Source organism: Actinoplanes sp. NPDC051388 (assembly GCF_055586225.1).
In genome coordinates, this window is the sequence record NZ_JBVJIP010000026.1 from 1 (window position 1) to 23,830 (window position 23,830).

General features: G+C 74.0%; 23 protein-coding genes and 1 rRNA gene. 15 read left to right on the forward strand and 9 right to left on the reverse strand.

Going from position 1 to position 23,830, the window contains the following annotated elements:
- Positions 1-88, forward strand: a 5S ribosomal RNA gene (rrf, locus tag ACZ6TI_RS42830); the annotation flags it as partial.
- Positions 89-116: 28 nt separating this feature from the next.
- Here rrf and ACZ6TI_RS42835 read toward each other — a convergent pair.
- Positions 117-2,135: a hypothetical protein gene (locus ACZ6TI_RS42835; RefSeq protein ID WP_465351027.1), complete on the reverse strand. Its 2,019-nt coding sequence runs from the start codon at positions 2,133-2,135 to the stop codon at positions 117-119.
- Between ACZ6TI_RS42835 and ACZ6TI_RS42840 the strand changes: the two genes are divergently transcribed.
- The 3 genes from ACZ6TI_RS42840 (at position 2,058) to ACZ6TI_RS42850 (ending at position 5,127) form a co-directional block, all read left to right on the forward strand.
- Positions 2,058-3,218: a tetratricopeptide repeat protein gene (locus ACZ6TI_RS42840; RefSeq protein ID WP_465351028.1), complete on the forward strand. Its 1,161-nt coding sequence runs from the start codon at positions 2,058-2,060 to the stop codon at positions 3,216-3,218. The two genes, ACZ6TI_RS42835 and ACZ6TI_RS42840, sit on opposite strands and share 78 nt — an antisense overlap.
- Entirely contained in the window at positions 3,215-4,210 is a 996-nt protein-coding gene (locus ACZ6TI_RS42845; RefSeq protein ID WP_465351029.1) for an HAD-IIA family hydrolase, read from the forward strand. Before ACZ6TI_RS42840 ends, ACZ6TI_RS42845 begins: the two co-directional genes overlap by 4 nt.
- Positions 4,211-4,287: 77 nt before the next feature.
- Positions 4,288-5,127, forward strand: coding sequence for a glycosyltransferase family 2 protein (locus ACZ6TI_RS42850; protein WP_465351030.1), 840 nt, complete (start codon positions 4,288-4,290; stop codon positions 5,125-5,127).
- 14 nt (positions 5,128-5,141) lie between these two features.
- Here the strand turns inward: ACZ6TI_RS42850 and ACZ6TI_RS42855 are convergent, their stop codons facing one another.
- From ACZ6TI_RS42855 to ACZ6TI_RS42890, 8 genes are all read right to left on the reverse strand, one after another.
- Positions 5,142-5,822 (reverse strand): DUF998 domain-containing protein, encoded by a 681-nt coding sequence (locus ACZ6TI_RS42855; protein ID WP_465351031.1) that lies wholly within the window; start codon positions 5,820-5,822, stop codon positions 5,142-5,144.
- A gap of 121 nt (positions 5,823-5,943) precedes the next feature.
- On the reverse strand, positions 5,944-6,324 hold the full coding sequence (locus ACZ6TI_RS42860; protein ID WP_465351032.1) for a VOC family protein: 381 nt from the start codon (positions 6,322-6,324) through the stop codon (positions 5,944-5,946).
- A gap of 236 nt (positions 6,325-6,560) precedes the next feature.
- Complete coding sequence (locus tag ACZ6TI_RS42865; RefSeq protein WP_465351033.1) at positions 6,561-7,013, reverse strand: hypothetical protein; 453 nt, start codon at positions 7,011-7,013, stop codon at positions 6,561-6,563.
- Positions 7,014-7,059: 46 nt separating this feature from the next.
- Positions 7,060-7,737 (reverse strand): response regulator transcription factor, encoded by a 678-nt coding sequence (locus tag ACZ6TI_RS42870; RefSeq protein WP_465351034.1) that lies wholly within the window; start codon positions 7,735-7,737, stop codon positions 7,060-7,062.
- Entirely contained in the window at positions 7,730-9,031 is a 1,302-nt protein-coding gene (locus ACZ6TI_RS42875; RefSeq protein ID WP_465351035.1) for a sensor histidine kinase, read from the reverse strand. The genes ACZ6TI_RS42870 and ACZ6TI_RS42875 overlap by 8 nt, the downstream gene beginning before the upstream one ends.
- Before the next feature lie 5 nt (positions 9,032-9,036).
- Entirely contained in the window at positions 9,037-9,858 is an 822-nt protein-coding gene (locus ACZ6TI_RS42880; RefSeq protein ID WP_465351036.1) for an ABC transporter permease, read from the reverse strand.
- The gene (locus ACZ6TI_RS42885) at positions 9,851-10,750 is read right to left on the reverse strand and encodes an ABC transporter ATP-binding protein (RefSeq protein WP_465351037.1); all 900 of its coding nucleotides are present in this window, start codon (positions 10,748-10,750) and stop codon (positions 9,851-9,853) included. Before ACZ6TI_RS42885 ends, ACZ6TI_RS42880 begins: the two co-directional genes overlap by 8 nt.
- Positions 10,751-10,826: 76 nt before the next feature.
- Positions 10,827-11,162 carry an SCP2 sterol-binding domain-containing protein gene (locus ACZ6TI_RS42890; RefSeq protein ID WP_465351038.1) on the reverse strand — a complete coding sequence of 112 codons (336 nt, stop codon included), beginning with the start codon at positions 11,160-11,162 and terminating at the stop codon, positions 10,827-10,829.
- 126 nt (positions 11,163-11,288) lie between these two features.
- Here ACZ6TI_RS42890 and ACZ6TI_RS42895 point away from each other — a divergent pair, with 126 nt between their 5' ends.
- From ACZ6TI_RS42895 to ACZ6TI_RS42945, 11 genes are all read left to right on the forward strand, one after another.
- Entirely contained in the window at positions 11,289-12,020 is a 732-nt protein-coding gene (locus ACZ6TI_RS42895; protein ID WP_465351039.1) for a phasin family protein, read from the forward strand.
- 35 nt (positions 12,021-12,055) lie between these two features.
- Positions 12,056-12,244 carry a hypothetical protein gene (locus tag ACZ6TI_RS42900; protein ID WP_465351133.1) on the forward strand — a complete coding sequence of 63 codons (189 nt, stop codon included), beginning with the start codon at positions 12,056-12,058 and terminating at the stop codon, positions 12,242-12,244.
- A 5-nt stretch (positions 12,245-12,249) separates the two neighbouring features.
- Positions 12,250-13,158: a TlyA family RNA methyltransferase gene (locus tag ACZ6TI_RS42905; RefSeq protein ID WP_465351040.1), complete on the forward strand. Its 909-nt coding sequence runs from the start codon at positions 12,250-12,252 to the stop codon at positions 13,156-13,158.
- On the forward strand, positions 13,155-14,042 hold the full coding sequence (locus tag ACZ6TI_RS42910; protein ID WP_465351041.1) for an NAD kinase: 888 nt from the start codon (positions 13,155-13,157) through the stop codon (positions 14,040-14,042). Before ACZ6TI_RS42905 ends, ACZ6TI_RS42910 begins: the two co-directional genes overlap by 4 nt.
- Positions 14,043-14,092: 50 nt before the next feature.
- Positions 14,093-15,808 (forward strand): DNA repair protein RecN, encoded by a 1,716-nt coding sequence (recN, locus tag ACZ6TI_RS42915; protein ID WP_465351042.1) that lies wholly within the window; start codon positions 14,093-14,095, stop codon positions 15,806-15,808.
- A gap of 79 nt (positions 15,809-15,887) precedes the next feature.
- Positions 15,888-17,066 carry a putative cytokinetic ring protein SteA gene (steA, locus tag ACZ6TI_RS42920; RefSeq protein WP_465351043.1) on the forward strand — a complete coding sequence of 393 codons (1,179 nt, stop codon included), beginning with the start codon at positions 15,888-15,890 and terminating at the stop codon, positions 17,064-17,066.
- Between the two features lie 25 nt (positions 17,067-17,091).
- On the forward strand, positions 17,092-18,024 hold the full coding sequence (locus tag ACZ6TI_RS42925) for a copper transporter (RefSeq protein WP_465351044.1): 933 nt from the start codon (positions 17,092-17,094) through the stop codon (positions 18,022-18,024).
- Between the two features lie 25 nt (positions 18,025-18,049).
- Positions 18,050-18,859 carry a hypothetical protein gene (locus ACZ6TI_RS42930; RefSeq protein ID WP_465351045.1) on the forward strand — a complete coding sequence of 270 codons (810 nt, stop codon included), beginning with the start codon at positions 18,050-18,052 and terminating at the stop codon, positions 18,857-18,859.
- Entirely contained in the window at positions 18,856-20,415 is a 1,560-nt protein-coding gene (gene murJ, locus ACZ6TI_RS42935) for a murein biosynthesis integral membrane protein MurJ (RefSeq protein ID WP_465351046.1), read from the forward strand. Before ACZ6TI_RS42930 ends, murJ begins: the two co-directional genes overlap by 4 nt.
- A complete protein-coding gene (locus ACZ6TI_RS42940) occupies positions 20,412-21,518 on the forward strand; it encodes a glycosyltransferase family 4 protein (protein WP_465351047.1) in 1,107 nt (368 codons plus the stop codon). Before murJ ends, ACZ6TI_RS42940 begins: the two co-directional genes overlap by 4 nt.
- Positions 21,515-23,818, forward strand: a complete 2,304-nt coding sequence (locus ACZ6TI_RS42945; protein ID WP_465351048.1) for a hypothetical protein — start codon at positions 21,515-21,517, stop codon at positions 23,816-23,818. Before ACZ6TI_RS42940 ends, ACZ6TI_RS42945 begins: the two co-directional genes overlap by 4 nt.
- Positions 23,819-23,830: the final 12 nt, after the last annotated feature.

Consider the following 23,830-nt stretch of genomic DNA (forward strand, 5'->3'; position numbering starts at 1 on the left):
CGGTCTCATTCCGAACCCGGAAGCTAAGCCCACCAGCGCCGATGGTACTGCACTCGGGAGGGTGTGGGAGAGTAGGACGCCGCCGGACTCAACGTGACAGCCGAGGGCCACCCCCACTATGGGGGCGGCCCTCGGCTGCTTTTGTATGCACGTCTGCTTGTAGCTTGGAACATCGAGGCGTTTGCCCGTCCAGAGGGTGCTCGCCGGATCGGAAGGATTGACCCGTGACGACAGGACCGCAGGACGGCGACGCCGGCGCCCGCGACGACGAAGGCCGCGCCGGCCGCGGTCGCGACCGAGGCGGCGACGCACCCCGTGGTGACCGGGGCAGTCGTCCATCCGGCGACCGCGGTGGCTCCCGCGGGAGCGACCGCGGCGGCGATCGCGGCGGCTTCCGAGGTGGCGACCGGCCCCAGGGCGGTGGCTTCCGTGGCGGTGGCGACCGTGACCGTGGTGGCTATCAGGGCGGAGCTCCGCGCGGAGACCGCGACCGTGGCGGTTACCAGGGTGGCGGCGACCGCGGTGGCTTCCGAGGCGGTGACCGTCCGCAGGGCGGCGACCGTGGCGGCTTCCGAGGCGGTGACCGTCCGCAGGGCGGTGGTGGCGGCGGCTACCGGGGTGGCGACCGTCCCCAGGGCGGCGGCTATCAGGGCAACCGTGACCGTCCGCAGGTCGGTGGCGGCGGTTACCAGGGCAACCGTGACGACCGCGGCGGGTTCCGTGGCGGCGACCGCGACCGTGGCGGCTACCAGGGTGGCGGCGACCGCGGCGGCTATCGCGGCGGAGACCGGGACCGGCCGCAGGGCGGTGGCGGCGGCTACCGAGGCGGCGACCGTCCGCAGAGCAGTGGCGGCTACCAGGGCAATCGCGACCGTCCCCAGGGCGGCGGCTATCAGGGCAATCGTGACCGCCCCCAGGGTGGCGGCGGCTATCAGGGTGGCGGCGACCGCGGCGGGTTCCGTGGCGGCGACCGGGACCGTGGCGGCTATCAGGGTGGCGGCGACCGTGGTGGATACCAGGGTGGCGGCGACCGTGGTGGTTACCGGGGTGGTGACCGTCCACAGAGCAGCGGCGGCTACCAGGGCAACCGTGACCGTCCGCAGGGCGGTGGCGGCGGCTACCAGGGCAACCGTGACGACCGCGGCGGCTTCCGTGGTGGCGACCGGGACCGTGGCGGCTATCAGGGTGGCGGCGACCGCGGCGGCTATCGCGGCGGAGACCGGGACCGTCCGCAGGGCGGTGGTGGCGGCTATCGGGGCGGTGACCGTCCGCAGGGCGGCGGCTTCCGCGATCGTCCGCAGGGTGACCGTCCCCAGGGTGGCGGCTTCCGGGGCGGCGACCGTGACCGTGGCGGCTATCAGGGTGGCGGCGACCGTCCCCAGAGCGGTGGTTTCCGTGGTGGCGACCGTCCCCAGGGCGGGGGCTTCCGGGGCGGCGACCGTGACCGGCCGCAGAGCAGCGGTGGCTATCAGGGTGGCGGTGACCGCGGTGGATTCCGTGGTGGCGACCGTGACCGGCCGCCGCGCGACGACCGTGGCGGCCCCCGGCAGAGCTTCCAGGGTGACCGGGACGACCGTCCCGGCTTCCGTAGCGACCGTCCGCAGGGTGGCGGCGGAGACCGTGACCGTCCGCAGAGCAGCGGCGGCGGCTACCGGGGCGGGGACCGTCCGCAGGGCGGCGGCTTCCGGGGTGGGGACCGTCCGCAGGGCGGCGGCTTCCGCGACCGGGACGACCGCGGTGGCTTCCGTGGTGGCGACCGTGACCGGCCGCCGCGCGACGACCGTGGTGGCGACCGTGACCGGCCGCCGGCGCGGGACGACCGTGGCGGCTTCCGTGGCGACCGTGAGCGCCCGCAGAGCGCCGGTGACCGTGGGGCCCGCAGTGCGCCGCGGGACGCGTACCGGGAAGATCGTGGGCCGAATGATCGCGGACCTCAGCGGGACCGCGAGGAGGACCCCCGCCTGCCTGCCTTCCAGGCGCCGGCGATCCCCGACGAGATCCAGCCGTCGGACCTCGACCAGGACGTGCGCAAGGAGCTGCTGAGCCTGTCGCGGGACATGGCCGACACCGTGGCGCGGCACCTGGTCGCGGCCGGGCAGATCATCGACGAGGACGCCGACCTGGCGATGCAGCACGCCATCGCGGCGCGCCGCATCGCCTCCCGGATCGCTGTGGTGCGGGAGGCCGTCGGGCTGGCCGCATATGCCGCGGGGGACTGGGCGACCGCGATCGCGGAGCTGCGGACCTACCACCGGATGTCCGGCAAGCAGACGCACCTGGCGGAGATCGCCGACTGCGAGCGGGCGCTGGGCCGGCCGGAGCGGGCGATCGACCTGTTCCGCGGCGCGGACAAGGACTCCCTCGACAAGGGCGGCGCGATCGAGCTGCTGATCGTGGCCGCCGGCGCCCGTGGCGACCTGGGTCAGCACGAGGCGGCGGTGGCGATGCTGCAGGTGCGTGAGCTGACCACGGACGAGGACGCCGAGTGGGCGGCGCGGCTGCGTTACGCGTACGCCGATGCCCTGCTCGCGGCGGACCGCCGTGAGGAAGCACGGGAGTGGTTCTCGCGGGCCGCGGCCGCCGACACCGACGAGGTCACCGACGCCACCGAGCGGCTGCTCGAGCTGGACGGGGTGACCATCGAGGGTGACGAGCCCGAGGACGATGATGACGAGGCCGGCGAGGACGAGTCCGGCGAGGACGCCGAGGCTCGCGCGGACGACAACGGCACCGACACCGACACCGACACCGACGACGAGGACGCGGACGGGCGGTATTCGGGCCCGGACGCCGGTCGCTGGAACGACGACGACGCGGACACCGACGAGGAGGACGACCTCGACGGCGAGGACGACCTCGACGACGAGACCCGGGTCGCGGACGCCGCGGCGACGGCCACCTCGGAGATGGTCGACGAGCGGGACGAGGCGCAGTTCCAGTCGGACGCGTTCGTGGACGACGACGGCACCGACGAGGAGCTGGACGAGTCCGAGGACACCGACGATCCGCTGACCGACGGTCCGATCGACCCGGCCGACGACGCCAAGATCCACGCGGCCGCCGAGCAGGCGCGCGCCGACCTGGTCAAGGCGGAGGCCGAGGACGATCTGGTCGACGCCGGGATCGACGCCTCTGTGGATTCCGTGGAGGAGGAGAAGGTGGCCGGGGACGAGTTCGTCGCCGGTGAGCCGGACGACGATAAGCCGCGCGAGCGGTGAGCCGGCTGGTCGACGCCTACGACCTGGTCATCTTCGACCTGGACGGCGTCATCTACCTGATCGACAAGCCGATCGACGGTGCGGCTGAGGCCGTCGAACGGCTGCGGGCGGACGGGACCGCGGTGGCGTACGCGACGAACAACGCCTCGCGTCGCGCCGCGGACGTCGCCGACCTGCTCACCGGGATGGGGGTGCCGGCCGCCACGCACGAGGTGCTGACGTCGGCCGGCGCCGCGGCCGCCCTGCTGGCCCGGGACCTGCCGGCCGGCGCGGCGGTGCTGGTGGTCGGGGCCGAGGCGCTCCGGCAGGACGTGCGCGATGCCGGGCTGACGCCGGTCGAGTCACTCGAGGACGAGCCGGCCGCGGTCGTGCAGGGCTTCGGGCCGGACGTCGGCTGGCGGCTGCTCGCCGAGGCGGCGCTGGCCGTGCGGGCGGGCGCCCGATGGGTGGCCACCAACACGGACCGGACGCTGCCCAGCCCGCGGGGGCCGCTGCCGGGGAACGGGTCTTTGGTTTCCGTCCTGCGTACCGCTCTGGATCGTGATCCGGACGTGGTGGTCGGCAAGCCCGAGCCGGCGCTCTTCGAGACCGCCGCGGCCCTGTCCAAGTCCGAGCGCCCGCTGACCGTGGGCGACCGGCTGGACACCGACATCGAGGGCGCGGTCCGGGCCGGCATGGACAGCCTGCTGGTGCTGACCGGCGTGAGCGGTCCGGCCGACCTGCTGGCCGCGCCGCCGTCGCGCCGGCCGGTCTATGTCGCGGCGGACCTGTCCGGGCTCTTCGCGGACCCGTCGGCGGTGCGCATCCCGGAACCCGGCACGTCGCGGCTCGGCGGATGGAGCGTGTCCGTCACCGGCGGCACGGCGACCCTTTCGGGCGATGGCGACCCGGTGGATGCGTTGCGTCTGCTGTGCCCGGCCGCCTGGGACGGCGCGAAGGTCAGCGGCCCGTCCGAACTGATGACCGCCTGGGGCGTGACGACCGGCGCCTGATCTCGGGCCTGTTCGCGTCCGTCACGATGGCGGTCACCGCCGGAGGCTTCGCATGGCTAAGGTCCACTGTGCTCTCGGTGGTTGTTCCGGTCTACAACGAAGAGGCGTTCATCGGTCCGTGCCTCGACGCGGTGCTGTCCCAGCGGGAGCCGGTCGACGAGATCATCGTGGTGGACAACAACTCCACCGACGGCACCCGGCGCGTGCTCGCCGCCTATGCCGGCCGGATCACGGTGCTGGCCTCGGCCCGGCAGGGCGTGCAGCACGCGCGGGACACCGGCATGGACGCCGCTTCCGGCGAGGTGATCGGCCGGATCGACGCGGACACCCGGCTGCCACCGGACTGGGCGGCCCGGGTGCGTGCGGGGTTCGCGGATCCGTCGGTGCAGGCGCTGACCGGTCCGGCGCGCTACTACGACGTCGCGCTCGCGCCCCTGACCAACGTCGGCGACGCCGCGATCCGGGCGGTCTGGTCCACCCGGATGGACTGGATCCTCGGCGCGAACATGGCGGTCCGGGCCACCGCGTGGCGCCGCGTACGCGCCGGGCTGTGCACCGCCGCCGACGTGCACGAAGACCTCGACCTGGGCATTCACCTGCACGCCGCCGGGCTGCGCATCCGATATGACAGCGGGTTGTGGGCGGGCACGTCGGCGCGGCGCATCGCGGACCGGTTCGGCGCCTATCGCGACTATCTGGTGATGACCGAGGCGGGCTATCGCCGGCACGCGGAGCTGGTCGACGCCGCGTCGTATCGTCGCGCCTGGCTGACCGCCCGCCTGCTGATGGCGCTGTGGCCGCCGCTGCATCTGCTGCACGCGGTGCACCAGGGCCGCGCCGGCGGAGTGTCGACTGCCCGGGCGCTGCGAACGGTGCGAGGCCGCAAGAACCCGATGCTGCCGCTGGAACCGACCTGACCACGTGGCCGGTGTCAGATGGTCTCGCGCTCGCGGGTCATGTCGGGCTGGGCGATCCGGGTGATTCGGCGGTCGTCGCGCAGCAGGGTCACGCAGATCACGCCGATCCAGCACAGCCCGCCGAAGAGCGCGACGCGTTCCAGCAGGCCACTCGGGTTGCCCGGCAGCACAGCCCAGGCGTCCAGCAGCACCAGCACGGTGGCGGCCGCGAACGTCACCGCCATCGACAACGCGACCAGCAGCCCGGCGCGGGCGGCCTGGACCGCACGCCCGAGCAACGCCGCGGCCGCGATGCCGCCGGCGCCGAGCACCATCGAGATCATCTGATGGACGGTGCCGCCAGTGGTCCGCGCGGGTGGCACCCCCGGCGGGAAGCCGAGCCCCGGATCGGTGCGGATCACCGCGATCAGCACCAGGCAGACGCCGCAGCAGACGACGAGACCGACAGCCCGGCGCGCCACCGGGGTGGGCATCAGCCGCCGCCGCAACCCGTCCGCGCAGATGACCAGCCAGACACCGCAGGTGGCCAGATTGAGGTCGTTGAGCCACCCGCCGGGACCGAGCGAGAGCTGGCTCACCCAGTTGCGGTGCGGGTCGTAGCCCGTGCGGACCAGGCCGGCCACCGTCACGAAGACGATCATCTGGGCAGCCGCCAGCACCCCGAACGCCAGCCGCCATCGGTGCTTCCCCCGCACGCCTCACCCTAACGCCGCCGGCCTCCGGGCCGGCGCCCGCGGCCGCTTCCGGCCGCGCCTCGGGTTTGAGGCCGCGCCTCGGGTTTGAGGCTGCGGCTCGGGTCTGAGGCCGTGGCTCGGGTCAGAGGGGCTTGAGGCGGGTCTTGAGCAGGCAGAACTCGTTGCCTTCGGGGTCGGCGAGGACGTGCCAGGACTCGTTTCCGGTCTGGCCGATGTCGGCCGGGCGGGCGCCGAGCCGCAGGAGCCGTTCGAGCTCGGCGTCCTGGTCGCGGTCGGTGGCGTTGACGTCGATGTGCAGCCGCGGCTTGCCGGGCTCCGGCTTGTCGCGGCGGCTCAGGATGAGCGTCGGCTGCGCGCCGCCGAAACCCTCGCGCGGCCCGACCTCGATGCTGCCGTCGTCCTCGCGGTCGAGGACCACGAAGTCGAGCACCTCGCACCAGAAGCGCGCGAGCACCTCGGGGTCGCGGCAACCGAGCACGAGCTCACTGATCCGGGAAGCCATGGCGGAAACCTACTTTCCACTAGGTGCGCAAATGCGGGAACTCCCGCGACCGTAGCGGGCGGCGAGGCGATTCTCCCGGGCGGGTGCCCGCCGCCGGCGCCGACCGCGATCCGCGAATCGCTCGGCACGGAGAAGGGTGAGGCCACGGAGAGGGTGAGGCCACGGAGAAGGGGCGTGGCCGCGGAGAAGGGGCGTGGCCGCGGAGAAGCTCGCCGTGGGCAACGCCGAAGGGACGGTCACCGATGGTGTCCGGACCGGCGCTCGACGCTGGTGAGCAGACGGCGGACACCGATGGCGTGGCCTCCGGAGGTGATCACCGCGGTGCGGTAGACGGCGCCCAGCCTGCCCGGGAAGGCGGCTCGGGTCTCCGCTCGCACGATCGTCGTGGTGGCGGACGGCCGGTCCAGGCGGAAGATCAGGGCATAGCGGGAGAAGCGGTGGCTGCCCTCGAGGATCAGCTCGGCGGGCGGGGCCGCGCCGGTCACCTCGAAGCCCGGGACCGTCGAGCCGGTGGTGAGCGGGCGCGGACCGGACGATCCGACCGGCACGCAGCCCACCGCGCGGGCATAGACAGCCGACGCGGCCGGAGCGAAGGAACGGTCCACAGTGTCCAGCAGCGCACGCCACACGACCTCCGCCGGCGCGGCCACGACCACCCGGTGCTCGTCGACGTGTGGCAGATCCCGCATGTGCGCAAGCATCGCACCCGGCCTGTCCGGCCCGCGGCGGCACGGCTCAGTCGACCAGGCCGGATTGGTACGCGAAGACGACCAGCTGGGCGCGATCCCGGGCGGACAGCTTGATCATGGCCCGGCTGACGTGGGTGCGGGCGGTGGCCGGGCTGACCACCAGGCGGGCCGCGATCTCCTCGTTGCTCAGGCCCTCGCCGACCAGGCCGACGATCTCGCGCTCGCGGTCGGTCAGGGCGTCCAGCTGGGGATGCGGCTTGAGGACCCGGGACGGCCTCGACGCGAATTCGCGCACCACCTTGCGGGTCACCGAGGGGGAGAGGAGGGCCTCGCCGGCCGCGACCAGGCGGATCGCGCGTACCAGATCGGCGGGTTTGGTGTCCTTGGTGAGGAAACCACTCGCGCCGTGGCGGAGGGCGTCGAAGACGTAGGCGTCGATCTCGAACGTGGTCAGGACGATCACGCGGGTGCCCGAGAGGGCCGGGTCGGCGGCGATCCGGCGGGTGGCCTCGATGCCGTCGATGCCGGGCATGCGGACGTCCATCAGGACCACGTCGGGGTGGTGGGTGCGGGCCTGGTCGACCGCGGCCAGGCCGTCCGCCGCCTCGCCCGCGACGGTCATGCCGTCCTCGCTGTCCAGCAGGGCGCGCAGGCCGATCCGCACCAGGTCCTGGTCGTCCGCCACGACGACGCGGATCTCGGGCTCAGGCTCAGACTCAGACATCAGAACCTCCGGACGGCGCGGCAGATGAGGGCTGGGCAGGAGAGGGCTGGGCGGGTGAGGGCTGGGCGGGCGAGGGCTGGGCGCCGGATGGCTGGCCGGGTGAGGGGTGGGTGGGAGAAGCGGGTGGGACGGGGATTGTCGCGGTTACGGCGAAGCCGCCTCCGGCGCGCGGACCGGCCTCGAGCCGCCCGCCCAGAGCCGTCACCCGCTCACGCATGCCGGTCAGGCCGTGCCCACCGGCAGCACCCGGCCCGCCATGCCGATCAGCCGTGCCGGACCGGTCGGCCGCGCCCGGCGCGCGATGCCCGCCGATCGGCACGCCGCGGCCGGTGTCGACCACCTCGACCGTCAGCTCGCCCCCGGCCGCGACGACCCGCACCGAGGCCGTCGCCGAGCCCGCGTGCCGCAGCACGTTCGTGAGGGACTCCTGGACGATCCGGTAGGCCGCCAGATCGACCGCGGCCGGCAGCCCGCCCACCGGCCCGGAAACCGACACCGACACCGGCACCCCCACCGCCCGGGTCCGGTCGATCAGCGCGTCCAGCCGGGCCAGCCCGGGCGCCGGCGCCCGATCCTCGGAGGCCGGCCCACTGCGCACCGCCCCGAGCGTCGCCCGCAACTCGTCCAGCGATTCCCGGCTGGTCCGGCTGATCGCCGTGAGCGCCGCTGCGGCCTGCGCCGCGTCGCCGGGCTGCTTGGCGAGCAGGTGCAACGCGATGTCCGCCTGCATGGTGATCGCCGCCAGCCCGTGCCCGACCACGTCGTGCACCTCCTGCGCGACCCGCAGCCGTTCCGCGTCCGCCTGCCGGCGTGCCTCGTCCCGGCGGTTCTGGGTGCGCTGCTCGCGGGTCACCCGCACGGTCACGCCGACGGCCAGCGGCGCCACCGCCCAGGTCACCACCGGCGTCACGCCGACCGGCCCGAGGTCCGTGCCGATCAGCCCGGCGACCACCATCAGCACCGACGCCGCCGCCGTGGCGGACGCCGACACCCGCAGCGGCCGGTGCGCCGCCACCGTGTAGAGCACGAACGCCAGGCTGAACAAGATCGGACCGTAGAACAGGCCGAGCAGCATGTAGGCGCAGACCGCGGCCACCGAGACGGTCAGCACGGGCAGCGGGAACAGCCGGCGCACCGCCACCGCGAGGGCCGCCGCCACCACCGGCAGATAGACCCACCAGCCGTCCACGGTCAGCCCGACGTTGCGGGCGGCGGGCGCCGTGCCGACCACTCCGGCCAGCAGCAGCACCAGCGCCGCCGACCCGTCGAGCAGCGAGACGCGGATCCGGCCCATGGTGCTCACAGGATGTCACGCCGCCGGAGCAGCGCGCCGCCCAGTGCGGCGAAGGTCAGCAGGTACGCGACCAGCACCACGGCCGCCTGGCCACCGCCGACCAGCGCCTCGACGCCGGGGGTGTCGGGCCCGGCGCCGAGCGCGGCGACCATCGAGCCGGCGTTCGGGCCGGGCAGCGCCTTCTGCAGGTCGGCCACCCAGTCCAGCAGCGGCGCGGCGATCAGGGCGAGCAGGTTCTGCACGGCCAGCATCCAGACCAGGCCGAGCCCGACCGGCAGGGCGACGCCGCGCAGCGCGATCCCGAGCAGGGCGCCGAGGACCGTCCACATCGCCGCGATCAGCCAGCCGCCGCCGATGCCGACGAGCAGTTCTCCGACGCCGGGCCAGGCGATCGGCGCGTTCTCCGCGGCCGCGATGAGCCCGCTCGGGACGGCGCCGGCGGCGAACACCGCGAGGACCCCGGCCAGGGCGGCCAGCACGGCGACGATCAGCTTCGCGGCGTACACCCGCAGCCGGGACGGGTCCTGGGTGAGGACGGTCTTCCAGGTGCCCCACGCGTATTCGCTGCCGACCGTCAGCACGCCCAGGATCAGCATCAGCGCGCCGAGGAAGACGGGCAGGCCGCCGACCGAGTTGCCGACCAGGTTGGCGGGCAGCATCGCCGTCAGGCCGCGGTCGGCGGTGGGTCCTGTGGTGCCGGCGGCGTACCCGGCGTACGGGACGAGGTAGGTGAAGACGAGGCTGAGCGCGAGGGCGACGCCCAAGAGCGTCCAGATCGCGGGCCGGCGCAGCAGTTTGCGCCCTTCGGCGCGGATGTGGTCAGACATGGGTGGGCTCCGTGGTGAGGTCGAAGAAGGCCTGTTCCAGGCTGCGTTCGCGGGTGGTCAGCTCGCGCACGGCGAGGCCGGCGCGGACCAGTTCGGCGTTGATCGCGGCGGCCCGCTCCGGCGCGACGGCCAGGTCCAGGCCGCCGTCGCGGACCCGGACCGCGTCCGGTCCGAGCAGGCCGCGCAGCCGATCGGCGGCGGCTTCGAGCGGGTCGGCGACGATCCGGAGGGTACGTTCACCGCGCAGATCCGCCACCGTGCTCTCGGCGACCAGCCGTCCGTTCGCGATCACCCCGACCCGGTCGCAGAGCTCCTGCACCTCGGTCATCAGATGGCTGGACAGCAGCACCGTGCAGCCGGCCGCGCCGAGCCGCCGCACCAGCAGCCGCATGTCCGCCATGCCGGCCGGGTCCAGGCCGTTGGTCGGCTCGTCGAGCACCACCAGCCGCGGGTCCTTGAGCAGGGCGGCGGCCACGCCGAGCCGCTGCTTCATGCCGAGCGAATAGGTGGCGTATCGGTCCTTGGCGCGGGTGGTGAGCTCGACCTGGTCGAGGACCGGCGCGACCCGGTCGTCACCCACGCCGGCGTGCCGCGCCATCGCCCGCAGGTTGTCCCGCCCCGACAGGTACGGGTAGAAGGCCGGCCCCTCGACCAGGGAACCGACCCGGGCCAGATGTCCGGGCCGGCCCGGCGCGGCGCCGAACAGGTGCACGGTGCCCGAGGTGGGCCGGATCAGCCCGAGCAGCATCCGCAGCGTGGTGGTCTTGCCGGCGCCGTTCGGGCCGAGGAACCCGTAGACCTCGCCGGCCCGCACCTCGAGGTCGAGCGCGTCGACCGCGGTCAGGTTCCCGTAGCGCTTGGTCAGCTGATGAGTCTCGACGGGAGTTGTCATGCCTTCGAGACTGGTCGCCGGGCGGTCCGCCGGCGTCCGCCCCCGCGCGGCTTTCCGCCTACGTCGGCAGACGTACTTACAGCAGCTTGCGCAGCTTGAGCAGATCGAACGGGTTGGCCTTGATGACCACCTGACGCGACGCGACCGCGCGGGTGACGTCGAGCTTGCCGGCCACCAGGGCGATCAGGTCGTCGCCGGTGGCGATCAGCGCGATCTTCGCCTTGGGGTCGTCGCCGTCCGCGATGTCCACCAGCCGGCCGTCGGACAGGCGGGCGTGGAACGCGGTCTGCGGGTCGGTGACCCGGCAGGCGAGCGTGCGGTCGAAGTCGAGCTTCCCGCGGGTCTCCGCATTCGTGTCGAGCCGGGTGGCAAGGTCGTGCAGAGCCTGCCGGCACTCGTCCACGGTGGCCATCGCGCTGTTCCTCCCGAGTCGTCGTCCGGGTCCCATGATCCGCGACACCCGGGCTGTCCGCACGGTACCGCACGACCTCGGACGGGCCGCCCGGTAGCGTGACACCTGACGCGAAGGAGGGCGATCATGCAGGACGCATGGCGGGCGTATCTGGAGATGGCGCTCGGACTGACGGAGGCGCCGCGCAAGCGGGCGCAAAAGGTGGCCGGCGAGCTCGTCAACCGGGGTGGCGCGACCGCCGCCCAGTTGCAGGGCCTGGTCGAGGATCTGATGAGCACGGGCATGGCCAACCGCGAGGCGCTGACCAACATCGTGCGCTACGAGGTGGACCGCGCGCTGGGCGTGGTCGGGCTGGCCACCTCCGACGAGGTGCACGACCTCAACGCCCGGGTCCGTGACCTGGAGAAGCAGCTGAAGGCGGCGCAGGCGCGCGCCTCGGCGGCCGAGGGCGGCGCGATCGAGAACACGGCGGGTGAGCGGCTGAACAAGCCCGCGCCGCTGCCGGCCAAGAAGGTCGCGAAGAAGGCGCCGCCCAACCAGATGCCGGCCGCGGCGACCGCGCCGGCGCCCGGGCCGGCGAAGAAGGCGGGGGCGGCGCCCGGGCCGGCCAAGAAGGCGGTGGCCAAGAAGGCCGTCAAGAAGACGGTGGCGAAGTCGTCGCCGCCGGCGCCCGTGGGCACGGCCGAGTCGCCGGTCGCCGCGATCAAGGAGGTTGCCGCCGCCACCGAGCTGCCGCCCACCAAGAAGGCCACGGCTGCGAAGAAAGCCGCGCCGGTGAAGAAGGCGGCCGCGAAGAAGGCGGCGCCGGCGAAGAAGACCACCGCAGCCAAGAAGACCGCACCGGAGGCCGGACAGTGACCTTCCCCCACCCGCAGCCCGGCCCGCGGCCGGGAATGCCTGGACTGCCGCCTGGTCATGCGGCGCCGCTGCAGCCGTCGGACGGCGAAACGGGTCACCCGGCGGTGGACGGCATGCTGCGCGCGTTGGAGAACGCCGCGCAGCTGCCGCCGGCCGAGCAGATCGCGGAATACGAAGCGGCGCACGAGGTCCTGCGGGAGACCCTCGCGAGCATCGACGGGTAGGACCGATGGCCCGTCGTGCCCGGCTCGACGCCGAGTTGGTCCGCCGCAAGCTGGCCCGCTCCCGCGAGCAGGCCGCCGAACTCGTCGAGGCCGGCCGCGTGCAGGTGCGCGGCACGGTGGCGCGCAAGGTCGCCGCGATGGTCGACCCGGCCGACCCGGTGCTGGTCACCGGCGAGCAGCCGGGCGACGACTACGTGTCCCGCGGCGCCCACAAGCTGGCCGGCGCGCTGGCCGCGTTCGCCGCCGGCGGGCTTACCGTGACCGGCCGCCGCTGCCTCGACGCGGGCGCCTCCACCGGCGGTTTCACCGACGTGCTGCTGCGGGCCGGCGCGGCGCAGGTGGTGGCGGTCGACGTCGGCTACGGCCAGCTCGCCTGGCCGATCCGCACCGACGACCGGGTGGTGGTGCTGGAGCGCACCAACGTCCGCACGCTCACTCCGGACGCGATCGGCGGCCCGGTCGAGCTGACCGTGGCCGACCTGTCCTTCATCTCGCTGCGGCTGGTGCTGCCCGCGCTGGCGGCGTGCACGCTGCCGGACGGCGATCTGGCGCTGATGGTCAAGCCGCAGTTCGAGGTCGGCCGGGATCGCGTCGGCACCGGCGGCGTGGTGCGGGAGCCGGAGCTGCGCGCCGAGGCGGTTCTGGACGTGTGCGCGGTCGCCGCGGGTCTCGGCCTGGGCGTCGCCGACGTGACCGCCAGCCCGCTGCCGGGGCCGAGCGGCAACGTGGAGTTCTTCGTGTGGTTCCGCCAGGGCGCGTCACCGGCCGACCCCGAGCGGATACGGGCCGTGGTCGCCGCCGGGCCGTCGGGCAGGATAGCTTCTGCTTCTCCGAAGCCCGGGTTCTCCGCGCCGTCCGAAGGACCAGGCGCCGGGGGACAAGCACTGTCGCCTTCCGTGGAGGATCTTCCATGACCCGTGCAGCCTTGCTGGTGACCCACACGGGACGCCGGCAGAGCGCGGCGCACGCCCAGGCCGTGGCCCGGGACCTGCTCGCCGCGGGCTTCGAGGTGCGGGTGGTGGCCGAGGAGGTCGCCGATCTGGAGCTGCCGGCCGGGGTCACCCCGACCGACGATCCGGCCGCGGCCGAGGGCGTCGAGATCGTCTTCGCGCTGGGCGGGGACGGGACGTTCCTGCGGGCGGCCGAGCTGGCCCGGCCGGCCAAGGCGCCGATGCTCGGCATCAACCTGGGCAAGGTCGGCTTCCTGGCGGTGGCCGAGACGGGGGACATCGACCGGGCCGTGCGCGAGGTGGTCGAGGGCACGTACACGGTGCACGAACGGCTGACGCTGGACGTGCGCGCGGAGTACGACGGGCGGCTGATCGCCGAGTCGTTCGCGCTCAACGAGGTCAGCGTCGAGAAGGGACAGCGCGCGCAGATGCTCGAGCTGCTCGTCGACGTGGACGGGCGGCCGCTGTCCCGCTACGGCTGCGACGGCGTGGTGTGCGCCACGCCGACCGGCTCGACGGCCTATGCGTTCTCGGCCGGCGGCCCGGTGGTCTGGCCCGAGGTCGAAGCGCTGCTGCTGGTGCCGATCAGCGCGCACGCCCTGTTCAGCCGGCCGCTGGTGACCGCGCCGAGCTCGACGTTCTCGATCACGGTGGATCCCTACACGTCGTTCGCGGTGCTCTGCTGCGACGGCCGCCGCACCTGGGACCTGCCGCCCGGCGCCCGGGTCACGGTCGAGCGCGGTGACCTGCCGGTACGCCTGGTCCGGCTGGCCCCGCGGCCGTTCACCGACACCCTGGTGGCCAAGTTCGCCCTGCCGGTGGACGGCTGGCGCGGAAATCGACGCTGATAGACCGGCCCGGTGGGCATTTGTCACATGCCACCACTACCCTCTGCCCTGTGCTGGAGGAACTGCGGATCACCGGGCTCGGCGTCATCGACGACACGACCCTGCACCTGACGACGGGGATGAACGTCATCACCGGTGAGACCGGCGCGGGCAAGACCATGGTGGTGACCGGTCTCGGCCTGTTGTTCGGCGGCCGGGCCGACGCCGGGCGGGTGCGCGCCGACCCGGGCCGGGCGGTCGTCGAGGGCCGGCTGCGGCTGGCCGGTCCGCTGGCCGGCGCGGTCACCACCCGCATCACCGAGGCGGGCGCCGAGATCGACGACGACGGCACCGTGCTGCTCAGCCGCACGGTGACCATCGAGGGGCGGTCCCGCGCGCACGTCGGCGGACGCAGCATGCCGGTGGCGATGCTCAGCGAGGTCGGCGAGCAGGTGGTCGCCGTGCACGGCCAGTCCGACCAGCTGCGGCTGCTGCGCCCGGCCGAGCAGCGGGCGGCGCTCGACCGGTTCGCCGGCGCCGAGCACGAGAAGCTGCTGGAGACCTATCGCGAGGCCTATCTGCGGTGGCGCGCCGCGGTCGACGACCTGGCCGACCGCCGGCGCAACGCCCGCGAGCTCACCCAGGAGGCCGAGCTGCTCAAGCTCGGGCTGGACGAGATCACCCGGGTCGACCCGCAGCCGGGTGAGGACGACGAGCTGCGCGCCGAGGTGCAGCGGCTGGAGCACGCCGAGGGCCTGCGGACGGCCGCGGCGCTGGCGTCGGTCGCGCTGGCCGGCGGCGTCGAGGTGACCGAGGACGCGCCGGACGCGGCTCAGCTGCTCGGCTCGGCCCGGCGCACGCTGGAGGCGCAGGCCACGGTGGACCCGGCGCTGGGCGACCTGGCCGCGCGCATCGAGGAGGCGGCGACCCTGGTGGGCGATGTCTCCGCCGAGTTGTCGGCCTATCTGAGCGCGCTGGACGCCGATCCGGCCCGGCTCGAGGTGATCTATGAGCGCCGCGCGGCGCTGCGCGGGCTGATGCGGAAATACGCGGACGACGTGGACGGCGTGATCGCCTGGGCCGACCATGCCCGCGAGCGGCTGTCCCTGCTGGACACCTCCGACGAGCTGCTCGAGGAGCTCGACCGCGAGCGTCAGCGGCTCGAGGCGCAAGTGCTCGACCTGGCCGGGCGGCTCACCTCGGCTCGGGCCGAGGCCGCCGGGCGCTTCTCCGACCAGGTCAGCGTCGAGCTGGCCGGGCTGGCCATGCCGCATTCCAAGGTGCAGGTGGTGGTCGCGGCGCGGGGCGAGGGCCCGGGGCCGGACGGCGCCGACGAGGTGGAGCTGCGGCTGCTGGCCCACCCGGGCGCGCCCGCGCTGCCGCTGCAGAAGGGCGCCTCCGGTGGCGAGCTGTCCCGGGTGATGCTGGCCATCGAGGTGGTGTTCGCCGGGGCGGGTGGTCCGCCGACGCTGGTGTTCGACGAGGTGGATGCCGGGGTGGGCGGACAGGCGGCGGTGGAGATCGGGCGGCGGCTCGCGCGCTTGGCGCGTACCCATCAGGTTTTGGTGGTGACCCACCTGCCGCAGGTCGCGGCATTCGCGGATCGCCATCTCGTGGTCGCGAAGGACACCGGTGGCGCGATCACCACGAGCGGTGTGCGGGTGGTGGAGGAGACTGAGAGGGCGCGCGAGCTGTCCCGGATGCTCGCCGGGTTGCCCGACTCGGACCTGGGCATCGCGCACGCGGAGGAGCTGCTGGCGGTGGCGGGCAAGGAGAAACGCAGCTGAGGCGATTTACCCCTTTTGGGGGTGAGATCGCGCATGTCGGACAGAGGCGAGGTGATGTCGCGTGTCAAGATGGTTAACGATGCGACTTCCCACCTTGCGCCGGACCCGGACGGTCGAACCGGGAGCCCTTTCCGGCACCGCCCGCGTTGACCGCCGGACCAAACGCCTGGTCGGGCGGCTGCGCCCCGGGGAGATCGCGGTCATCGACCACGTCGACATCGACCGGGTGGCCGCCGACTCGCTGGTCGCCGTCGGGGTGCTGGTGGTGCTCAACGCCAAGCCGTCGATCTCGGGGCGTTATCCGAACCTCGGTCCGGAGGTGCTCGTCGGCGCCGGCATCACGCTGATCGACGACCTGGGCGAGGAGCTGCTCGACCGGGTGCACGAGGGTGATCTGGTCAGCATCGACGGCGACACCGTGCTGATCGACGGCGAGGTGGTGGCCACCGGCATCCGGCAGGACAAGGAGACCGTCGCGGCCGCCATGGCCGACGCGCGCGAGGGTCTGTCGGTGCAGCTCGAGGCGTTCGCGGCGAACACCATGGATTATCTGAAGCAGGAGCGCGACCTGCTGCTCGACGGTGTCGGCGTGCCCAACGTGCAGACCAGCATCGCCGGCCGGCACGTGCTGATCGTGGTGCGGGGCTATGACTACAAGGCCGACCTCGAGGTGCTGCGGCCCTACATCCGCGAGTTCAAGCCGGTGCTGATCGGCGTGGACGGCGGCGCCGACGCGCTGGTGGAAAACGGCTACAGCCCCGACATGATCATCGGGGACATGGACTCGGTCACCGACGACGTGCTGCGCTGCGGCGCCGAAGTCGTGGTGCACGCATATCCGGACGGTCGCGCCCCCGGCCTGGAGCGGGTCCGCCAGCTCGACGTGGCGGCCCTGACCTTCCCGGCCGCGGCCACCAGCGAGGATCTCGCGATGCTGCTGGCCGACGAGAAGGGCGCGTCGCTGATCGTCGCCGTCGGCACGCACGCCAACCTGGTCGAGTTCCTCGACAAGGGTCGCGGCGGCATGGCCTCGACCTTCCTCACCCGGCTCAAGGTCGGCGGCAAGCTGGTCGACGCCAAGGGCGTGAGCCGGCTCTACCGGCAGAACATCAGCGGCTCGTCGCTGCTGCTGCTCGTGCTGGCCGCGATCGCGGCGATGGCCTCCGCGGTGGCGGTGTCCACGGTCGCGAAGGCCTACCTCGCCGTGGTGTCCGAGTGGTGGGACAATCTCGTGTTCCAGCTCGGCCACCTCTTCTAGCTCTAGTTTTGGGGATCCTGCAGCCGTGATCAACTTCCGTTACCACGTGGTGTCGTTGACGGCGGTCTTCCTGGCCCTGGCCATCGGCCTGGTGGTCGGCACCGCGGCGCTCAACGGCCCGGTCGCGGACAGCCTGCAGGAACAGGTGCAGTCCGTCGGCCGGGACAACAGCAACCTCCGCGACCAGCAAAATCAATATCGCGAGGAGCTCAACCGGGCGCAGGACTTCGCGACCGAGGTGTCCCCGGCGCTGCTCAACGGCAAGCTGACCGGGCGCAAGCTGCTGGTGCTGGCGCTGCCGAACACGCAGAAGTACGCCGATCAGGTGATCGCGATGCTGACCGTGGCCGGCGCCACGATCACCGCGAAGGTGGACGTGCAGGAGAAGTTCTTCGACCCGCTGAACGACGTCGAGCTGCTCGACCTGGCCGAGCAGGCGTCGCAGCCGACCGTGCCGGCCGCCGGGCTGCCGAACAACAGCAACGGTGTGGAGACCTCCAGCGCGCTGCTGGCCCTGGCCCTGCAGCAGCAGCCCAGCCCGGTCACCGCGGCCGACCTGACCGCGGTGCTGACGGCGTTCTCCGAGCCCGGTTACATCACCGTCGACGACAAGGCGGCCGGCGGCGCCGAGGCCACCGTGATCATCTCCGCGCTGCCCGCCACGGACACCAACGCGGCCAAGAAGAGCGCGGCCGCGGTGACGCTGACCAGCCAGTTCGCGAGCGCCGACCGGCCCACGGTGGTGGCCGGCGACGGCGCGGTCGACGGCACCCTGGTGGCCGAGGTGCGGGCCGACCCGACCCTGGTGCAATACATCTCCACGGTGGACAACGCCAGCTCCACCCAGGGTCAGCTGGCCACCGCGCTGGCCACCATCGAGCGGGTCGCGCAGGGCAAGACCGGCCAGTACGGCGTGGCTCCGGGCGCCGCCTCGCTGGTGCCCAAGGCCGCGGCATAGCGCCCGGTCCCTAGACTCTTCGCCCATGGCCTTCCTCCGCGCGATCGGCATCGGCGCGCTCACCGCCCGCGCGGCGCTCGGCTGGATTCGGCAGGATCCGCGGGCCTCGGCGCTGGAGCGCACCAACTTCCACGGCCGCACGGTCACCCTGGCCGGCGGTCCGGCACTGGCTGCCGGCGCCACCCTCGGCGCGGCCGCCGGCGCGTCGACCCCCGCGGTGGCGTTCGCCGCCCTGGCCGCGGGCGCCGCGTCCGGCGCGGTCGGCTTCTATGACGACGTCGCCGGCAACCGGCCCGAGCAGAAGGCCGCCAAGGGCTTCGCCGGGCACCTCGGCGCGCTGCGCGAGGGCCGGGTGACCTCCGGCCTGGTGAAGATCGCCGGGGTGGGCGCGGGCGCGCTCGTCGCGTCGGCGTTGCTCCGCCGCACCTCCACGATCGACGTGCTGCTCGGCGCGGGCGTCATCGCGGGCACCGCCAACCTGCTGAACCTGCTCGACCTGCGGCCCGGCCGGGCGCTCAAGGCCGGCGTCGCGATCGGCGCGCCGCTCGCCCTGGGCCGGGGCGGCGGCGTCGCGGCCGGTGCGGTCGGCGCCGGCGCCGCGCTGCTGCCCGCCGACCTGGGCGAGGAGATCATGCTCGGCGACGCCGGGGCGAACGCGCTGGGCGCGCTGCTCGGCGTGGCGCTGGCCGCGCGCACCGGGCCGGCCGGGCGGGCGCTCGCGCTGACCGTGCTGGCCGGCCTCACCATGGCCAGCGAGAAGGTCAGCTTCACCCAGGTCATCCAGGACACCCCGTGGCTGCGCCGGGTCGACGAGCTGGGCCGGCTGAAGGCGTGAGGGCCGGCCGGCTGGCCGGTGCCGCCGCGGTCATCGCCGTCCTCACCGTGGTCGCCCGGATCGCCGGGTTCGGCCGCACGTTCGTCTTCCTGCACACCGTCGGTTCCGGCCCGCTCGGCAACATCTACAACGCCGCCAACACCATCCCGAACATCGTCTTCGAGCTGGTCGCCGGCGGTGCGCTGGCGTCGCTCGTGGTGCCGCTGCTGGCCGCGCACGTGGCCGCCGGCGACCGCGACCGGGTGAACGCGGTGGCGTCCGCGCTGCTCACCTGGGTGCTGGCCGTGCTGGTGCCGCTCGCGCTGCTGGTCGCGCTGCTGGCCGGGCCGATCTCGGGGCTGCTGCCCGGGGTGCCCGCGGAACACCGTGAGGTGGCCGCGAGCATGCTGCGGGTGTTCGCGCCGCAGCTTCCGCTCTACGGCATCGGGATCGTGCTCACCGGCGTGCTGCAGGCGCACCACCGGTTCGCCTGGCCGGTGATCGCGCCGCTGCTGTCCAGCGTGACGGTGATGGCGGCATACCTGACTTATGCCGCGGTGGACGGCGCGCGTACCGACTTCGCCGGGCTCAGCGACACCGGCGAGCGGGTCCTCGCGGTGGGCACCACGCTCGGCGTCGTGGTGCTGGCCCTGTGCCTGCTGATCCCGCTGAGCCGGCTGCGGCTCTCGCTGCGGCCGCGGTTCGCGTTCCCCGGCGACGAGGGCCGCCAGGCGATCCGGCTGGGCTGGGCGGGCGCGGTCACGGTCGGCGCGCAGCAGGTGATGCTGGCAGTGGTCATCGCGCTGGCGGTGGGCGGCGGGCTGACCGCGTTCAACGCCGCGCAGACGGTGTTTCTGCTGCCTTGGGCGGTGCTCGCGGTGCCGCTCGCCACTGCCGTCTATCCGACACTTTCCGCGGCCGACCTGCCCGGTTTCCGCGCGGCGCTGGCGCCGACCGCGCGCTCGGTGATGCTGCTCGCCGGGCTCGGCGCGGCCGCGCTCGCCGCGCTGGCCGAGCCGGCCGCCTATCTGATCGGCGCCACGGAGGCGGGTCCGGGGATCGCCGGATTCGCCGCCGGGTTGTTCGGGTACGCGCTGTTCGCGCTGCTGTCCCGGGCGCTCTACGCACGGGGCGCCACCGTGGCCGCGGCGGCCGCGACGGCGACCGGCTGGGGAGTGGCCGCCGTGGCCGCGGTGACGCTGTCGGCGCTGCTGGGGGAGCAGCGGCAGGTGCTGGCCCTGGGCCTGGCGAACGCGCTCGGCATGTCGGCGATCGGACTGCTGCTGGTGTCCGCGGTGCGCCGCCACGCGGGCCCGGATGCGCTCGCCGGGCTCGGCCGGGCGTCCGCGGCCGGTATCGTGGCGGCCGTCGTCGCCGCGTTCGCCGGGTGGGCCACGGTCACCGGCGTGGGGCAGCTGGCCGGCGACACCCCGGGGGCGGTGCGCAGCCTGATCCAGGGCATGCTGGGCGGCGTCGTGGTCCTGGTGGCGTTCGCGCTGGTGGCCTTCGCGCTCGACGCCCGGGATGTGCGCAAGGTCCGCGGATTGATCAGACGGAGGCGGAAGGAGTCGGCGTGAGTTACGCGCGAGGCCCGTGGCGCGGTTCGGTGGCGCTGGTGCTGGGGTCCAGCACCGGTGGTGTCGGGCAGCACGTCTCCTCGCTGGTCCGCGGCCTGATCGCCGGTGGGTGCACGGTGCTGGTCTGCGGGCCGGCCGCGACCGACGAGCTGTTCGGCTTCGCCGCTGCGGGCGCCGAGTTCGTGCCGATGGAGATCCCGGCCAGCCCCGGGCCGCAGGACTCCGCCGTGGTCCGCGCCCTGAAGCGGACGCTCGCCGCGCACACCCTCGACGTGGTGCACGCGCACGGGCTGCGGGCCGGGTTCGTCGCGGCGCTGGCCCGGCCGGCCGCGCCGCTGGTCGTCACGCTGCACAACGCGGTGCTCGGCAAGGGGCTGCGGGCGCAGGCGTCGGCGCTGGTGGAGCGGGTTGTCGCGCGCACCGCGGCATTGGTTCTGGGCGCCTCGGAAGACCTCGTGGAGCGGGCTCAGGAGCTGGGCGGGCGGGCCCGCCTGGGCGCCGTGTCGGCGCCCGCGATGGCGCCGCCGAAACGCACCCGCGCGGCGATCCGGGCCGAGTTCCGCCTGGCGCCGGACGTGCCACTGATCCTGTCGGTCGGTCGGCTGCACCCGCAGAAGCGTTACGACCTGCTGGTCGACGCGTCGGCCCGATGGCGTGACCTGATGCCCGCGCCGATCACCGTGGTGGCCGGCTCCGGTCCGAGCTACATGTCGCTGGCGCAGCGAGCCAGCGAGAAACGCGCCCGGTTCTTCCTGCTCGGGCACCGCGACGACGTGCCCGACCTGCTCTCCGGCGCCGACCTCGCGGTGGTGACCAGCGACTGGGAGGCGCGGCAGCTGTTCGCCCAGGAGGCGCTGCGAGCCGGCGTGCCGCTGATCTGCACCTCGGTCGGCGGGCTGCCCGGGCTGGTCGGCGAGGCCGCGGTGCTGATCCCTCCGTCCGACGTGGACGCTCTCGACGCGGCGATGAAGCGGATGCTCGCCGACCCGCAGCTGCGCGCGGAATACGCGGCCCGCGGTCCGAAGCGCGCCGCCGAGTGGCCCACCGAGGAGGGCACGGTCGCGGATGTGCTGGCGGCATACGCCGAAGTGACCCAGGGGTGAAGAGCTTCCTCGATCGGATCCGCCGGGTGCGCCGCACCGGCATCCCGGCGCGCCGGGTCCGGGCCTGGCTGCCGTACGCGCTGGTCGTCCTCGCCGCCGCGGCCAGCCTGATGGCGCTGGCCATCCGCCCGGCGACCGGCCCGGCGAAGGAGCCCCTGGACTATGTGGTGGTGGCCGGCGCGGCGGGCCTGCGCTGGGACGACCTCGACCCGCAACGCACCCCGAACATGTGGGCACTGGCCGGCCGCGGCTCGGTCGGCTGGCTGTCGGTCCGCTCGGCGCACCGGGTCACTTGCCCGGCCGACGGCTGGCTCACGCTGGGCGCGGGCAACTACGCCGCCTGGGACACCGCCACCGTGCGCGGCCAGTGCCCGGTGATGGCGCCCGACCTGACCGAGCCGGACAACCTGGGCGCGAACATCGGCCAGCAGCGCGGCATCGTGCGAACCAACCAGGACACGCTGCCCTATGGCGCGGTGCCCGGCGCGCTGGCCGAGTCGGTGCGCTGCACGGTCGCGGTCGGCACCGGCGCGGCGATCGCGGCGGCCCGCCCGTTCGGCCGCGTCGACCGCTACGAGGCCGAGCTGCCGGCCGACCCCAAGGAACTGCTCGACGACTGCGTGCTCAGCATCGTCGACCTGGGCACGGTCGCCGGCTCCGGCACCGCCCGGCAGACCGCGGTGGCCCGCGCCGACGCGCTGCTCGGCCGGGTGGTGGCCGGGCGCCCGAACCGCTCCCTGGTGGTGGTGGCCGGGCTGTCCGACACGTCCACCAGCTCCCGCCTGCACGTGGCGATGGCCGAGGGCGAGGGCTGGGACGGCGGCTGGCTCACCTCGGCCGGCACCGGCCGCGACGGCTACCTGCAACTGGTCGACCTGGCGCCGACCGTGCTCGCCGCGGTGGGCCGCGTCGAGCCGGAGAAGGTGTTCGGCGGCCGGTCCGCGACCACCGTGCCGGGCCGTCCCGCCGACCTGGAGGACGCGGTCCGGGGCGCGCACGACGCGGACGGCCGGGCCACCGCCCAGCGCGGCGTCACCGACCTGTTCTTCACCGCCCTCGCGGCCACCCAACTGGTGCTGTTCCTGCTGGTCGTGCCACTTATGGTGCGGGCCCGGCGGCACGCCGGCCCACGCGGCCCGGCGGCCCCGCCGCGACCCCTGGTCGCCGCCGTCGAGGTCGCCCTGATCGCGGCCGCGCTGTTCCTGCCGGCGGCGCTGCTGGCGGACGCGACACCGTGGTGGCGCTCGTCCCATCCGGGGCTGGCCTTCGGCGCCATCACGGTCGGCCTGACCGCGATCGGCACCGCCGTCGTCCGGGTCGCACCCCGCTTCCGGCGCACGCTGTGGCCGATGGCCGCGGTCGCGCTGATCGGCGCGGTGGTGGTCGGCGCCGACCTGATCAGCGGCGCACGCCTGCAGCTCAACGGCGTGGCCGGCTATTCGGCGGCGCAGGGCGGCCGCTACGCGGGTGTCGGCAGCGTCGGCCTCGGCGTGTTCGTCACCGGCATGCTGGTGGTGGCCGGCTGCCTCGCGCAGTGGATCCGCAAACCCTGGCGCCCGGTGATCGTGACGCTGATCGGCGGCCTGGCCGTGGTCATCGTCGGCAGCCCCTATCTGGGCGCCGACCCGGCGGGCGCGATCGCGGTGACCGCCGGGGTGTGCGTGGCGGCGGCGATCAGCGCCGGCGGCTGGCTCACCTTCCCGCGGTTCGCCTGGGCCACCCTGGCCGGGCTCGCGGTGACCATCGGGTTCGCCGCGATGGACCTGCGCCGGCCCGCCCCCGAGCAGGGCAGTCTGGGCCGGTTCCTGACCGCGCTGGGCGACGGCACGGCCGGCCCGGCGATGCAGCGCGCCGCCACCGCCAACGGTCTGTCCCTGGTGGACAGCCCACTCACCGTGCTCGCGGTGGTCGGCGCGCTGATGCTCGCGTTCTGCCAGTTCTCCCCGTGGGGCGGACTCAACCGCCTGTTCGGCTTGCACCCGGCGCTGCGGGCGGCCGGCGCGGGCATCACCGTGGCGGCGCTGATCGCGGGCGCGCTCGGCGGCACGGCGCTGACCGTGGCCGGGGCGGCGGCCGCGGCGGCCGTGCCGACGGCCGTGCTGACCACGCTGCGTGTTCTCGATCATGCGGCGGACCGCACCCGGCCGGACGGCGAGTCGGATGGCCCGGGCGGGCCCAGTTTGGCTCGTCCCGCCGCAGACACGCTGAACGAGCAGCCCGAACGCGCTTCCCGGGCCGGAGGTGTTACCGTGGAATCCCGTGGATGGCGCTTGCCGCGCCGGTCTGCAAGACCGCTTTAAGACCGACCACGG